Annotated in this window: 14 protein-coding genes; 4 read left to right on the top strand and 10 right to left on the bottom strand. The window is 50.2% G+C overall.

Annotated features, from left to right (window positions below):
• The first annotated feature begins 69 nt into the window (after positions 1–69).
• The 4 genes from LGS26_RS05715 to LGS26_RS05700 all read left to right on the top strand — a co-directional run bounded on the left by LGS26_RS05715 (position 70) and on the right by LGS26_RS05700 (position 3,822).
• Entirely contained in the window at positions 70–1,341 is a 1,272-nt protein-coding gene (locus LGS26_RS05715) for a multiheme c-type cytochrome (RefSeq protein WP_237887787.1), read from the top strand.
• Between the two features lie 154 nt (positions 1,342–1,495).
• The gene (locus tag LGS26_RS05710) at positions 1,496–2,446 is read left to right on the top strand and encodes a 4Fe-4S binding protein (RefSeq protein ID WP_237887785.1); all 951 of its coding nucleotides are present in this window, start codon (positions 1,496–1,498) and stop codon (positions 2,444–2,446) included.
• Positions 2,447–2,581: 135 nt separating this feature from the next.
• Positions 2,582–3,286 (top strand): OmpA family protein, encoded by a 705-nt coding sequence (locus LGS26_RS05705; protein ID WP_237887783.1) that lies wholly within the window; start codon positions 2,582–2,584, stop codon positions 3,284–3,286.
• Positions 3,283–3,822 carry a hypothetical protein gene (locus LGS26_RS05700; RefSeq protein ID WP_237887781.1) on the top strand — a complete coding sequence of 180 codons (540 nt, stop codon included), beginning with the start codon at positions 3,283–3,285 and terminating at the stop codon, positions 3,820–3,822. The genes LGS26_RS05705 and LGS26_RS05700 overlap by 4 nt, the downstream gene beginning before the upstream one ends.
• Here the strand turns inward: LGS26_RS05700 and LGS26_RS05695 are convergent.
• The 10 genes from LGS26_RS05695 to LGS26_RS05650 all read right to left on the bottom strand — a co-directional run bounded on the left by LGS26_RS05695 (position 3,819) and on the right by LGS26_RS05650 (position 14,939).
• Positions 3,819–6,263 (bottom strand): Lon protease family protein, encoded by a 2,445-nt coding sequence (locus tag LGS26_RS05695; RefSeq protein WP_237887779.1) that lies wholly within the window; start codon positions 6,261–6,263, stop codon positions 3,819–3,821. The two genes, LGS26_RS05700 and LGS26_RS05695, sit on opposite strands and share 4 nt — an antisense overlap.
• A 30-nt stretch (positions 6,264–6,293) precedes the next feature.
• Positions 6,294–7,310 (bottom strand): Holliday junction branch migration DNA helicase RuvB, encoded by a 1,017-nt coding sequence (gene ruvB, locus LGS26_RS05690; RefSeq protein ID WP_237889879.1) that lies wholly within the window; start codon positions 7,308–7,310, stop codon positions 6,294–6,296.
• Positions 7,307–7,939 (bottom strand): Holliday junction branch migration protein RuvA, encoded by a 633-nt coding sequence (gene ruvA / locus LGS26_RS05685; protein WP_237887777.1) that lies wholly within the window; start codon positions 7,937–7,939, stop codon positions 7,307–7,309. Before ruvA ends, ruvB begins: the two co-directional genes overlap by 4 nt.
• Positions 7,936–8,481 (bottom strand): crossover junction endodeoxyribonuclease RuvC, encoded by a 546-nt coding sequence (gene ruvC, locus LGS26_RS05680; RefSeq protein WP_237887775.1) that lies wholly within the window; start codon positions 8,479–8,481, stop codon positions 7,936–7,938. Before ruvC ends, ruvA begins: the two co-directional genes overlap by 4 nt.
• A gap of 2 nt (positions 8,482–8,483) precedes the next feature.
• Positions 8,484–9,233 (bottom strand): YebC/PmpR family DNA-binding transcriptional regulator, encoded by a 750-nt coding sequence (locus tag LGS26_RS05675; protein WP_237887773.1) that lies wholly within the window; start codon positions 9,231–9,233, stop codon positions 8,484–8,486.
• A gap of 107 nt (positions 9,234–9,340) precedes the next feature.
• Positions 9,341–10,510, bottom strand: coding sequence for a geranylgeranyl reductase family protein (locus LGS26_RS05670; RefSeq protein ID WP_237887771.1), 1,170 nt, complete (start codon positions 10,508–10,510; stop codon positions 9,341–9,343).
• Positions 10,497–11,870, bottom strand: a complete 1,374-nt coding sequence (gene hemG / locus LGS26_RS05665; protein WP_237887770.1) for a protoporphyrinogen oxidase — start codon at positions 11,868–11,870, stop codon at positions 10,497–10,499. Before hemG ends, LGS26_RS05670 begins: the two co-directional genes overlap by 14 nt.
• A complete protein-coding gene (hemH, locus tag LGS26_RS05660; protein WP_237887768.1) occupies positions 11,858–12,850 on the bottom strand; it encodes a ferrochelatase in 993 nt (330 codons plus the stop codon). The genes hemG and hemH overlap by 13 nt, the downstream gene beginning before the upstream one ends.
• Positions 12,847–13,869 carry a uroporphyrinogen decarboxylase gene (hemE, locus tag LGS26_RS05655; protein ID WP_237887766.1) on the bottom strand — a complete coding sequence of 341 codons (1,023 nt, stop codon included), beginning with the start codon at positions 13,867–13,869 and terminating at the stop codon, positions 12,847–12,849. The genes hemH and hemE overlap by 4 nt, the downstream gene beginning before the upstream one ends.
• Positions 13,866–14,939 (bottom strand): radical SAM/SPASM domain-containing protein, encoded by a 1,074-nt coding sequence (locus LGS26_RS05650; RefSeq protein WP_237887764.1) that lies wholly within the window; start codon positions 14,937–14,939, stop codon positions 13,866–13,868. The genes hemE and LGS26_RS05650 overlap by 4 nt, the downstream gene beginning before the upstream one ends.
• Positions 14,940–14,955: the final 16 nt, after the last annotated feature.

Raw genomic sequence — 14,955 nt, 5'->3', positions numbered from 1 at the left:
CGGTGAAAGACGTGTTTTAGGTTGGGGGTGTCTTTAATTTTTATACTTAATTAAAAGGGAGGATTTGTCATGGGAAATGTCCTGGGTTTTTATCTCTTTTTATTTGGTTTGTTCAGCTTTATCGGCATGGGGACAGCTATCGCAAAGCCTTCACCATGTGAAGACTGTCACGTAAAAATCACGCCCATGATGGTGAAAGACTTCAACCGAGGTAAGATGGCGAAGGTGCTTACATGTGCTGACTGCCATGGAAGCGACCACATGAGCGAAAAAGACGTCGACAAGGCGAAACTGCCGACCATCGAGACCTGCAAACAGTGCCATCCGGAACAGGCCAACCAGTACCTCGAAGGAAAACATGCGCTCGGCCTTGTGGCGCTCCAGGCCATGCCCTATACGCACATGCAGCCCAAGGCCTTTGTAGAGGGGCAGAAGGGCTGCGGAGGCTGCCATACCCTAGGCCTCAAGACCCAGGCCGATCGTCAGACAGAGGGCAGGAAGTACTACAAATATGGTATGGATTGCCAGAACTGCCATACCAGGCACGCATTCTCAAAGGCCGAGGCCTCTGAACCCGAGGCGTGCGAGACCTGCCACATGGGCTTTGATCACCCACAGTGGGAGATGTGGTCAGGCTCCAAACACGGCGTGACCTATCTCATGGAACGGACCATTGATCCCAAGAACAAAGACAGGGCGCCGAAATGTCAGACATGCCACATGCCAAAGGGTAATCACAGGGTCTTTTCAGCCTGGGGCTTCCTGGCCGTAAGGCTTCCCGAGGACGATCCGGAGTGGATGGGATACCGCGCTACTATTTTAAAGGGTCTGGGCGTGCTTGACCCGAACGGAAAACCCACGGCAAGGCTTGATGTGGTAAAGGCCGGCAAGGTCGCAAGGCTTACGAAAGAAGACTTTGAAGCAGAAAGAAGGCGCATAGTTGATGTGTGCAAAGAGTGCCATTCGCCTGCATTCGTCGATGCAAACATCCAGAATGCAGATAAGATGGTGAAGGCCGCGGATAAACTGTTCGCCGAGGCTATAGCCACTGTGGCTGGGCTTTATCAGGACGGCATCATTCAGAAAAAACCTGGCCAGGCCTATGCCTATCCTGATCTCCTTACCTTCTATGACGTAAACACCAAGGTCGAGGAGATACTCTATGAGATGTTCATGGACCACAGGATGAAGGCATTCCAGGCCACCTTCCACATGAACCCGGATTACGCCACATGGTACGGCTATGCCAAGATGAAGAAGGACCTGGTGGAGATCAAGGAGCTTGCCCAGGAGATGCGGCAGGCGCACTTTAAGGCTACCGTCAAGACCAGAAAAAAATAGGCTGATTTAAAACGCTATGGGGCATCCAGCCGCGATGTATTAGGACGGGTGCCCCAAAATCTTAAAAAAGAGAAGAAAATACCCTGAATTCTGGTTCTAATTTATCGCTATGTCTTTAATTATCCCTGTTCGATATGCAAGAAGGGCTGTGCAGTTGGCCTTTTCACTATATCTTCTCTATGCCGGTTACCGATTCTACCGCTACTACCTGTGGGTAAGTGGACAAAGCAATGTCTATGCGCCCAAATTCCCCTCTGTCGAGGCCTTTCTGCCCATCGGGGCGCTGACCGCCTTGAAACACCTGGTGCTCACGGGCCAGTTCGATCCGATCCACCCCGCCGGGCTTGCCATCTTCATAGCAGTCCTGCTGACGGCCTTCCTGTTCCGCAAGGGCGTCTGTGGCTGGGTCTGCCCCGTTGGCCTCATCTCCAATCTCTTCGAGGGCCTTGGCCGGAGGTTTGGGCTCTCCTTCTGTCTTAAGGGCTGGCCATCCATACCCCTTTATTCATTAAAATACATACTTCTTTCCTTTTTTCTCTACATAATCCTCTTTCGCATGGATGGGCGGTCCATCGCGGCCTTTATGTCAAGCCCCTACAACATGCTTGTTGATATAAAGATGCTCCTATTTTTCATTAAGCCATCCCTGACGACGGTCGTCTTTCTGGTGGTCATCACCTCCCTGTCCATCATCCTCAGAAATCCATGGTGCAGGTATCTGTGCCCATATGGGGCGCTCCTCGGCGTTATGGCGCTCTTCAGCCCCATCCATGTGAAGCGTGACGAGACACTCTGCATCAACTGCAAAAGGTGTACAAAGATATGCCCAGCCTGCATAGAAGTGCACAAAAAAACAGCAGTGCGCACCCCTGAGTGTCAGGGCTGCATGGAGTGCATCGGCGTCTGTCCTGTAAAAAATTGCCTTGGACTCAATACACTGCTAGGTATCAAGCCTTCTCCATTGGGTGTCGCCGCCCTAACCATCACCCTGATCTTCGGTGCATGGATATTGGCCTCTGTTACAGGTCACTGGGAGTCTGCAATACGACCGGAGATGCTCCGCAATCTATTTTTATTGACAGGCGGGCATGTCATGCATCCATGACATTCACTTCATTCCTCAATAAGGTAGGATCAGAGGTTAAGAGATATGATAAATAGACAGAGGTGCTGGCTCCTTGACAAAGAGACAACTGTTGCGCTATTTTTAAAATCATTAAAAGAGGAGAAAGGAGGTTCTATGAAAAAAATTTGGCAGATAGGTGTAGCGATGCTATGCGCCGTCACAATGACAACCGGTTGCGCAAATATGTCAGCCCGCCAAAAGGGATTTCTTAAGGGCGCTGCCGTAGGAGCGGTTATAGGCGGCGGCGCTGGCGCGGCTATCGGCAACGGCAGCGACAATGGCAACAGAGATGCAGCGACAGGCAACGGAGCGATGATTGGGGCTGCTAGTGGCGCCCTAATAGGCGGCATCATAGGCGCTCTGATGGCAAAAGAAGAGGTCAAACCGCCGGCACCAGCACCGGCCCCAAAGGTAGAACCACCAGCACCTATGCCTGAACCCAAGGTAGAGACACCGCCGCCGCCACCACCAGTGGTGAAGGAAAAAATCGTCCTCAGAGGCATCAACTTTGACTTTGACAAATCAAACATCAAAAAGGAATTCGTGCCGGTGCTTGAGCAGGCCGTCGAGATACTCAAGGCCCATCCTGATGTGAAGGTAGTCGTTGAAGGCTATTGTGACTCTATTGGTACAGTTGCATACAACTTAAAACTCTCAGAAAGACGTGCTGAATCTGTAAAGAAGTTCTTGGTACAACATGGAATAAATGCCGACAAGATCCAGACGATCGGCTATGGCAAAACCCATTTTATCGCCAGCAACAAGACAGCGGAAGGCAGGGCCATGAACCGTCGCGTAGAGTTCAAGATACTTGATTGATCAAAACAGTTGCTCATTCCATGATTCTTGAGAAAAAAGCAACTCTTATATCAGTTGTGACAGTACTGCTGGGGTTAATCGCCTTGGCAGTACTGTCGTATCCTCAAACGATCTTTGCCAGCAGTGGCGATAGAATCAAAAACAACCATCAATATGTCGCAAATAACCGCCAAGATAAAAAAACTAGACTGAGTGACGATGAAATCAGACAAAGCTTTGAACGATTTGCAAAGGCATGGATGGCCAAGCTGGAGGCTATAAGTAGAGAAAATTCAAAAAAAATCAGGCTCGAACCATTAGAACGGGATGGTGTATATGTCGGAAGATATGTCTGCTACGGGCCTGAATGCAATATTTCCATAAAAAGAACAGGCTCGAAAGAAACACCTTATGTAGGAATGATTTATTATTCCGAAAAACAGGTCCTCAAAAAAGGTCCTACACGGCAAGACGCCCTGAATGACCCTGGCACACCCATTGAAGAGGTGCCTGTCACTGAGATATTCCGCTATACCAAAGGCAAGTGGGTCTATTAAGACCCAGCCCCTTCCGCCGCCTCCTCCATTACGCCTTCTTCCTCATGGCCATAGCTCTTGGCCGCCTCGGCCAATTCCTGAAGCCTCAGATCGACTAAATAGAAGAGGGTTCCCTCCGGATAATTCCCATCCACATCTCTGACCCCTGCGGGGATGCCTGTAAGTATCTCAATGCCTTCCTCTACGGTCTCTATAGCCCAGATATGGAATCTACCTGCCTCCACCGCCCCGACAACCTCTTCTTTCAACATCAGGTCCTTTACATTTGCCTTAGGGATGATTACCCCTTGACTTCCTGTAAGTCCGTGCGCCTTGCATAGATCAAAAAAGCCCTCTATCTTCTGTGTAACCCCTCCTATAGGCAATATCTCTCCCTTTTGGCTCACAGCGCCAGTTACGGCGATCCCTTGGTCGATAGGCATACCGGAAAGCGCCGAGAGCAACGCAAACAGCTCGGCACCAGACGCAGAATCTCCGTCAATCATCCCATAGCTCTGCTCAAAACAGATGGTAGCTGCAAGGGTCAAAGGCCTATCCGCAGAAAAATATGCCCTAAGATATCCCGACAGGATCATGACCCCTTTGGTATGAATACTGCCGCTCAATTCTGCTTCACGTTCTATGTTTATAACGCCTTCCTTGCCCAAGGATATGTTGGCCGTAATCCTGGATGGCTTGCCAAAGATATAGTCCCCGAGGTCGTAGATGGCAAGACCGTTGACCTGCCCGACCGCTCTGCCGCTAGTATTCACCTTAATGATACCCTTGGCCAAAAGCTCTTGGAGGTGATCTTCATAGAGCCTACACCTGTAGGCCTTTTCGTTCATAGCCTTTTGGATATATTCGCCGGTGATCAATGGGCTTCCATCCTTTGCGGCCCAAAAATCGGCCTCACATATAAGATCAGCGATATCTGATACCTTAAGGCTCAATTTCTCCTGCGAGCCGGCAAGTTCGGCGCTGTATTCGATAAGTTTTGCGATCCCAGTGTTATGGATATCCCTGAGGCCGTTCTTTTTTACTATCGTCTTAACCGACTGCAATAACTGACCCAATCTGGCCTCGTTCCTGTCCACATGCACATCCATATGGGCCTTCACCTTAAAAAGCTCTCTAAAATCCTCATCAAAATTATAAAGCAGCTGATATATCTCTGAATTCCCCACAAGGACAATCTTTATATCCAGTGGAATGGCCATGGGCTTCAATGTCTTTGTGGTAAAAAGACCAAATTGCTCACCCGGATCTTCGATTTCAAGCCTCCGATCTCTTAAAGATCTCTTTAAGGCCTCATAGGAAAAGGGCCACTTTAGGAGATCCATGGCCTTGATAATCAGATATCCCCCATTGGCCTTGTGGAAGGCACCGGCCTTGATCATCGTAAAGTCTGTAACAAGCGCCCCGAATTGGGCCTTTTTCTCGATCGAACCAAATAGATTCGGATAACTCGGATTGCTCTCTATGACTACTGGCGCACCCTTTGTCTCAATGTTATCGACGATGAGGTTGACTTCATACTGGGTGAAACTCGGGGTCATCATAGGGAAAGGGAAAGGCGTCTGTGCCTGTGGCTTTGAACGGAAGTCGTCCATATTCTTTATGACATCCGCCTTGACGTCAGACAAATAATCCTGGATAAGGCCATGACCTTCATATTTTTTCTTGAGCTCATCAATAAAGCGATCACACACCTGTCCTACCATCTCCGCATCAAGGGCCCTCAGCCTTTCGCTCACTTCCTGTTCAAGTTGATGGACGTGGCGCATGGTGCTGCCCATCTCTCTATGCAACATCTCAGACCTGGTCTTGAGCTCCATTTGCTGTTCTTCGGAAAGGGTCGAAAGCTCATCAGGGGTAAATGGGACGCCCTCTCCCTTGGCAGGGATCACCATCATACCGGTCTGGTCTGCCTGAAGGATAAAACCGCTTTCACGCACCTTCCTATCGAGTTCTTCGAATACCTGACTCCTCGCCTTATTGAAGGCCCTTATAATCTCCTCCTTGCGGGATATGTAGATCTCACTCTCAAATATCTTCGGGATATGCAGCTTAAGATTATCCACAAGCACAGACATATCCCTTTTAAATTCACGCCCCCTCCCCTGCTCAAGCCTTATAGCTATGGGTGAATCATGGTCTTTGAAGTTATAGACATAGCACCAATCGGAAGGGGATGACGGCAAGGTCTTTGCCACCTGCTCGACATACATACGCGCCAGATCAAAAAGCCCTGTCTCCTTCGGCCCTGCAACATATACGTTGAAGTCAGGATGTCTTATTTCAAGGCCGAAGGCGAGGGCCTTGACAGCCCGCTCTTGGGCCAAGGTCTCTGTCTCCTCGTTTTCTTCAAGTCCAAAGAGGGTCTCGAACCCAAGGCCATTGGGGTCAATGTTCAGCCGAAGTGCACTTGGTTCAAGTGGCACATGCGTTATTTTTTCCATAATATGGTTGTATCGCTCCTTATTTTTTAATCAGCGCCTCCTCCCCAGGTGTCTGTAGGCCATATCAGTTGCGACCCTGCCCCTCGGCGTCCTGTGAAGGTAACCTTTCTGGATGAGATAGGGCTCATAGACATCTTCTATAGTATCACTTTCCTCTCCGACAGATGTTGCTATAGTCTCAAGTCCGACCGGGCCGCCTGAAAATTTGTCGATTATAACCTTTAATATCAATCTATCCATACGATCAAGTCCGCTTTTGTCAACGTCGATCAGAGACAGGGCCATGTCCGCCACCTCGGCGGATATATGCCCGTTTGCCCTAACCTCGGCATAATCTCGTACACGCCTCAGGAGCCTATTCGATATCCTGGGCGTACCTCTGGACCTCGAGGCTATCTCCATTGCTCCGCCTTCGTCGATTGAAATACCCATAATGGCTGCAGAACGTCTTACTATTTCATAGAGTTCGCGCTCATGATAGAATTCCATCCTCAATACCACACCAAACCTGTCCCTTAACGGCGGCGACAAGAGACCCGTCCTTGTGGTGGCCCCGATCAGTGTAAAACGCGGCAGATCGATCTTGATAGTGCGTGCGCTTGGACCCTGTCCTATAACAAGATCGAGCTGGAAATCCTCCATTGCAGGATAGAGTATCTCCTCGACCACCGGGTTGAGTCTGTGTATCTCGTCTATGAACAGGCATTCACCATCTTGTAGATTTGTAAGTATAGCGGCAAGGTCTCCAGGCCTTTCAATTACAGGACCGGACGTGGCCCTCAGACTGACACCCATCTCGTTTGCTATGATATTAGCGAGCGTAGTCTTTCCGAGGCCAGGCTGACCATGCAACAATACGTGATCAAGGGTCTCTCCACGCATGCGGGCAGCTGAAATGAAGACCTCAAGGCTGGATTTGACATCATTTTGTCCGACATATTCGGACAACTTTTTTGGGCGAAGCCCAGGCTCTATACCTCTTTCTTCTCCTATGGGCTTGGGATCAAGTTCTCTGTCTCGGTTGAGCAAGGGCGCAGCCTCTTTCATGATGAACATACACCTTTACCCAAAAAGCTTAATGCGGTCTTAACGAGCCTCTCGATCCCCGTCCCTTCTCCAAGCTCGGCATGCGCCCTTTCAAGCGCGGATCTGGCCTCTAAACGACTGTATCCAAGGTTTAAAAGGGCCTGCATAACCTCTTCTTCGTAAACACCTGGACCTGCTTTTGCAATGCCACCGCTGGCCTGCGTTTTCTGTTGTTCGACAAGAATAAGCCTTGCCTTTTCCTTAAGATCGACGCACAGTCTAGCTGCCGTCTTCTTGCCCACGCCGTGTATGGCCTGAAGCCTTTTTATGTCATAACCGGCTATCGTCTTTAAGAGTTCCTGTACAGTAAACATCGAGAGGATATTCAAGGCCATCTTTGGACCTACGCCCGACACCTCGATGAGCATCCTAAACATATCGCGCTCCTCCATCCCCTCAAAACCGTAAAGCGAAACCGCGTCTTCTTTCCATACAAGATGCGTAAAGACGGTTATTTCCCTTCCTATGGATTCAAGTCTTGAAACGGCCGGAGCAGGCATCTGTATCTCATAACCTATGCCGTTTACGTCAAGGATGATACCCCTCTTGTCCCAAAGCCTCTCCACTCTGCCCTTGAGATAACCTATCATCTCCTATTCAACCTTGACGAGATACCTACCATCATGCGCCTGCATCTCATTGAATTGGCATGACATATGGCAACGGCAAGTGCATCCGATGCATCCTGAGCCACCTTTTCCTGTAGATTCAGCATCACCTTAACCATCTGTTGGATCTGGTGTTTTTCCGCCCTGCCATAGCCCACGACAGCCTTTTTGATTTCCATCGGCGAATACTCATAGACACAGAGACCGCGGTGCACAGCGGCCAAAATGGCAACCCCCCTTGCATGTCCAAGAAGCAGGGCCGATCTAGGGTTGTTCTTGTGAAATATACCTTCTATAGCCGAGGTCTCAGGGGCAAGACGCTCTATCACCTTGCCAAGACCGGCATATATACACTCAAGCCTCTTTGCCAAATCGTTCCCATCTTTATCGCCGTGAGCCCTGCGACATCCTGGCCTAATGACACCTGCATCAACAAAGCAAAGCCTGTCCCCATCCTTCTTTATGATGCCGTAGCCTGTGGCAATGCTGCCGGGATCAATGCCAAGAATAAGCCCATCTGACATCTTTATCCTAACTTCTCAAGAAGACTGTCGGATATATCGAAATTCGCATAGACATGCTGAACATCGTCATTATCTTCTATTGCCTCCATAAGCCTCAATATCTGACCTGCCTGCTGTTCATCCTCGATCTTTACGACAGTCTTAGGGACCATTGTCACCTGTGCCTCCTCGATCTTTATGCCCTTGGCCTCTATTGCGGCCCTTACGGCTTCGAACGAATCAGGGGTGGTGCGTATCTCCCAATCCGACTCATTCTCCTTCAGGTCTTCAGCCCCTGCCTCAAGGGCCAATGTCATAAGCGACTCTTCGTCAATGCTCGATTTCTCTACAATGATAAGCCCTTTTTTCTCAAACATCCAGGCCACACTACCCGGTTCACCTAGACTCCCACCCCGCTTTGAGAATATATGCCTCACATCAGAGACTGTCCTCTGGCGGTTATCTGTCATGGCCTCAACCAGCACCGCAACGCCGCCAGGCCCATAACCTTCATATAAGATCTCTTCATAGTTGGCGCCTTCAAGCTCGCCAGTCCCCTTTTTGATAGCCCTTTCTATGTTCTCCTTCGGCATATTTTCCGACTTGGCGGCCATAATAGCATTCCTGAGCCGGGGGTTACTGGCTGGATCGCCCCCGCCAAGACGGGCGGCAACCATTATTTCTTTTATAAGCTTGGTGAAAATCTTGCCCCGCTTGGCATCCAACGCCCCCTTTTTGTGCTTTATGGTACTCCATTTTGAATGTCCTGACATAGAAAACCTCCGGATACTATACAGATCTGGGCATAAAGATAACTTTTTAACCGGCCGTTAAAAAGATGTCTATATAATAAAAAAAATAGTCAAACCATAGGCTATGCCTAGCCGAAGGCGGAAGACAGAAAGGTCAGCGGATTTACAGCCTTCAAAAAGAGATCTCTATAGGCCCTTCTACCGGTTATGATGTCCAGATGATAACCTATGACCTTATCAGTTCCAACCCTCATCATCAGGCGACTGAGTCTAGGCATCCCATAAAAAAGATGTGCAAGACGCCTTGCATATGACAGTTCCCTGATAAATTCCTCCTGAACAAGGCTGTTATAGACGGTCAACCTGCCGTTTTTACCAGTTAAGGTGGCGGCAATACATCTTGCAGCCAATTCCGCCTGTCTCAGGGCATGATAAATACCCTCGCCAGTTATCGGATCGGCAAGACCAGCCGCATCACCTACGAGAAGACCCACGGGGCTAGCAAAAGGGCCGTTATGCGGTCCAAGCGGTATCATATGACCCCTGATCCCTTTTATATCCTGCTCTTTCAAGCCCCTTGAAACCATAAAATCGAACAGGCGACCCCTCAGGCCCTTCGTCTCTTTACCTGTTGAGAATACCCCTACAGAGAGGTGATCGGCCTTTGGAAAGACCCAGCCATAACCCTTAGGCGCCGCACTGAAGTCAAACTCAACCATGCCGCGCCAGGCATCAAGGGATTCTCGGCTGAGGGGATAAACCTCCGCCTCTACGGCGGGACATCCGACCCTGTTCTTCCAGAGCCCGAGCGCCCTAGCCGTCCTGCTACCTGCCCCGTCGGCCCCGGCAAGGACCAGGGCCTTAAAATCGCCTGCAGTGGTCTGCACCTCGAGGCTTCCGCCAGATGCGGCCTTGACATCCTTGAAAGCCACTCCTGTCAAGACCACTGCGCCCGCTTCCTGGGCCTTTGACACCAAAAAGGAATCGAGCCTCGACCGCATCACAAGACCGATCACCGGTTGATCGAATAAAACCTCCCGGATAAAACCGCCGCCGAAGCAAAGCCTAGCCTTTACAGCCCAATCTTCAACAATCCCTGTCAAATCAAACGGCAGGAGATCAAGGGCGCGTTTTGTAAGCCCCCCGCCGCAAGGCTTGTAACGGGGGATGGATTTCTTTTCGAGGATAAGGCACTTCAACCCAAGCGAAGAAAGTAGATAACCCAGATAGGCACCACCTGGTCCTGCCCCTGCTATAATGCAATCAAAGCTTCTGGTTAAACCCTCAACTGTTCCCATCCTGCGCCATCTCTCTAGCCAAGGTCTCTGAGTTTGCAACGCAGTCGTTCAGGCTCACACCTCCGACCCAATTGCAACGTATCTTTATCCTGTCACTGTCAAACCCTTCGACAACCCTGCGGACTACATCGGCATGTCCCACGTTGTATTGCGGTATCGCTTCATCCCACTTGAAGACCCTGACGAATTCAGGGCCGGCCTTTAGGCCCAAAAGGTCTTTAAGTTCCTTCAAGGCCGTTTGGACAATATTTTCTTGAGGCATCCTTGCCAGTTCAGGCGCCCTCGCGCCCCCTATAAGGACCCTTATCAAACAATACCCGCTCGGCGCCCTTCCGGAAAATATCGACGAATCCCAAAGGACGCCAAGGATATCCCTCTTCTCCCTCGATGGACACAGGAAACCAAAACCGTCAAGAGGTCCGGGCAAATGCCTTTCGTGCACACCGATGGCCACTATGCTTATCGGCGGATAATAAATAGAAAAGGCCGCATCCGCTGCTGCAGGGAAGGACCTTGACATGATGCGCGAGGCCTCTCTTGCAGGACAGGCCACAACAACGTGGGTTGCCTCTATCTCTTCGCCATCCGCCGTAAGGCAGGAAAAACCATCCCTCCCCATCCTCCTGATGGAAATCACCTGTGTATCAAGCCTGACGATGTCTGACAGGTCTCTATAAAGGGCCTCGACAAGCTCGTTCATACCGGCCGCGAACGACATGAGCACACCACCTGGTCCTGCCGTAGGGACGTTTAAGCCCTTGCGCCTCGCCTCTTTTTTTAAGACCATCATGGCCCGAATAAGGCTGCCATAGCCTTGCTCAAGCTCATATATCTTTGGAAAACAGGCCTTCAAGGACAATGCATAAGGATCTCCAGCATAAATGCCGGCGGCCATCGGATCGATCAGATAATCGAAGGCCTCCTTGCCCAGGCGTCTTATTGCAAACCCTGCAAGCGATTCTTCTTTGATGGCGCTGGCCTTTGGAATGAAGGGCTCCAACGCCAACCTGACCTTGCCGACAGGCGACAACAACTTTGAACGCAAGAGGGCCAACGGGGATTCAGGAAGCCTTAAAAGATCACCGTCTTTTACAACAAAACGCCTTCGCGCCGAATCATTGCTCTTTAAAAGACTTAGACCCAACAAGCCTGCCAATCTCAAGGCCGCCGGTTTGTTATCAAGAAAACCGTTCACCCCCCTCTCCCAAACAAAACCCTCTTCTATCGCCGTCCAGACCTTGCCGCCTGGCCTTGGCGCCCTTTCCAATATCAATATCTCCCAACCTGGCTTTAGCCTCCTTAAATACCACGCAAAAGAAAGTCCGGAGACACCACCTCCTATTACAATCACCCTAGCCATCCGATCTCCCTGAAACTATCCTCAACCAGCATCCCCAATGCCGCAATAAAGGCCGGCCTGTCATTCAACGATGGCGCGCGAACGAGCCTCACTCCCATTTCGGCCGCCATGTCTTTATACAGCATGTCTATTTCATAAAGGGTCTCGACATGATCCGAAACAAAACTGATCGGCACGACCAATATCCTTTTTTTGCCTTCTTTTGCAAATCTCAAGATCATAGTATCTGTACCAGGCCCAAGCCATTTCACAGGACCGCTCCTGCTCTGAAAGGAGAGTTCGCCCCTGACGCCCGTCATCCCCTCAAGCGCCTCTATAGTGAGGCGAAGGTTATCCACGTATGGATCGCCTGATTCAATGAGGTATTCCGGCAGACTATGTGCGCTATATAGGAGAGCGAAATCAGACGGCAGATGCGGCAACAAGGCCTTTTCTTCAGGACGGAAAAGGGCATCCAGGCCATCTTCCAAGCACTCGGCCAAGGCCTCAATATAAGGCCTATAATCAGGGAAGGCCATGATCTCTATGTGCAGCAAGCCCAAATCCTCACAGGCTGCACTGAAATCCGCAAGAGATGAACCACTCGTGGCCCTGCTGTAATGAGGATACAGCGAAAGCCCTGCGACGCTTGATATGCCCTGTTCCTTTAATGATTTCAAGACGTCTGGTGTCCTGGGCGACCAATATCTCATACCGGCCGCTGCCGTAATGTCTATACCTTTATCATTGAGCAATCTTTCGACAGCCCTCGCCTGAGACATAGTGATCTCTAAAAGCGGGCTCTTGCCGCCTATAAGGCCATAGCTCTTCTCGCTCTTCGGCGCCCTCTTTTTTGCTATCCACCAGGCGAGCAACGCCTGAAAAGGTCTCGGACCAAGCCTGATTATGTCCCGATCGGAGAAGAGATTTTGAAGAAATGGTCTGACGGCGGCCAAACAATCCGGCCCGCCCATATTTAAAAGGACGACACCCGTCTTCATGCCGAAAGTTCGTGCACCAGCTCCACCAAAAGCCTTACCTTTTCATATGGAATTTCAGGAAGAACGCCATGGCCGAGATTAAAGATGTGGCTTTTGGCAAGGGTACCCTGTTCAAGTATGGACCTCACCTTCTCCCTTAAAAAATTCTCCGGTAAAAACAAGGAACATGGATCCAGATTCCCTTGTATGGACACATCGCCAAGTCGAAACACGGCGTCTTTTATCTCGGTTCGCCAATCCAGACCGATGACATCCGCTCCGGCGTCAGCCGTCTCTTCGAGGAGATGACAGCCATCCAGCACAAAATATATACCTGGAACCCCGGCCTTTTTTATCCCGGTGAATATCTGTTTGACATATGGAAGCACGAAGGCCTTATAGTCAGTCCTTGAGAGGACGCCTGCCCAGGTGTCAAATACCTGGACGGCCTGCGCCCCGGCACCTATCTGCCCCAAAAGATAGGCCATAGTCACATCTGTCAGAAGCGCCATCAGACGGTGAAAGAGCTCGGGCGCAGAAAACATCATCTTTTTTGTATGTAGGAAATTTTTAGAGCTTCCACCCTCTATCATATAGGTCGCCAGGGTGAAGGGGGCGCCTGCGAAACCTATGAGCGGGACCTTGTCCTTCAGTTCATCCCGAAGAATGGCTATGGTCTCCAGGACAAAAGGGGTATCTGCCGCAGGATCGATGTTGCGGAGGGCCGATATGTCCCTCTCCGTTCTGACAGGCGGCGACAAGATAGGTCCCTTGCCCTCCGAGAAGACAAGATTTATCCCCATCGCCTCTGCCGGTATGAGTATATCTGAAAACAGTATAGCTGCATCCATACCCAAGATATCAACAGGCTGGAGGGTGACGTCGGCGGCAAGTCTAGGGGTCTTGCAGAGGGTCAAAAAATCCATGCCACCGCGCACTCGCTGATAATCCGGCAGATATCGTCCGGCCTGCCTCATGACCCAGACAGGTATAGGTCTGGTCTTTTCCCCTTTACATGCCTTCAAGAAGATGTCTTTCATACAACCCTCCCACTCCTTACCTGCAGTGGCATGTATCTGCAAAACGGTTCCTCGGCGAGATAATCTCCGGTCAAGGCGTATGCCCTGGCCCTGCAACCCCCGCATATAGAAACGTACTCACACCGCCCGCATCTGCCTTTATAGGATAAAAAGTCTCTAATTTCTTTAAAAAGCGGGCTGTTCAGCCAAATATCCTTAAATGGCCTTTCCCGGATGCTCCCTGCCGGGAGTGGGAAATAACTGCAAGGAAGGACGTTTCCATCTACATCCAACAACGCTATAAGTTGACCTGCCAGGCACCCCTTTGACCCACCAGTAGAGAACTTTAGGGTCCTTTTTTTTGGAATTTCCCCCTTTTCCTTGGCGAGCTGAAGCCTTACGCGGTAGTAATGTGGGGCACACGTGGGTCTTACCAGAAGTTCGTCTTCATGCCTTTCCATCTCATAGTGCCATCTAAGTATCTCTTCATAATCTTCAGGGGAGATAAGCTCGTTCATCACGTCCTCACCCCTTCCTGTAGGGACTATCATAAACATATACCACGCCGTTGCCCCAAGTTCCTTGGCGAGTCTCATGACCTTCGGTATCTCAGCCTGATTCCTCTTGGTGAATGAGGAATTAATCAAAAAATCTATGGAATGTCTTTTGAAAAGCCTTGCGGCGTTCATAACGCCGTCAAAGGCCCCTGGCTGGTCCCTAAAATTATCATGGACCTCAGCGCTTGCACCGTCCAGACTCAAAGAGACCATCTTTATGCCAGATGTCTTTATCTCCCTGCACACCTCATCGGTGACAAGGAGACCGTTTGTAGCAAGACACATCCTGAGGCCCTTTTCCGTGCCGTAACGGGCAAGCCTGGGCCAATCCATCCTCAAAAGGGGTTCGCCGCCTGAAAGAACCACAACAGGCCTTGCGAAATTAGATATGTCGTCGAGTATCCTGAAGCCCTCTTCGGTAGAAAAATCGGGATGACCCTTTATCTCCAGCTCTGATGAAGACCTACAGTGGATACAGTGGAGATTGCAACGTCTAGTTATCTCCCAGGCAAGCCATTTCAATTCGAAATCCATTCAATTTTACCCTGCA

This window comes from Dissulfurimicrobium hydrothermale (genome assembly GCF_022026155.1).
Taxonomy (GTDB): Bacteria; Desulfobacterota; Dissulfuribacteria; order Dissulfuribacterales; family Sh68; genus Dissulfurimicrobium; species Dissulfurimicrobium hydrothermale.
The sequence above is the reverse complement of the archived record's forward strand: the minus strand, read 5'-3'. Positions and strand labels throughout refer to the sequence as shown.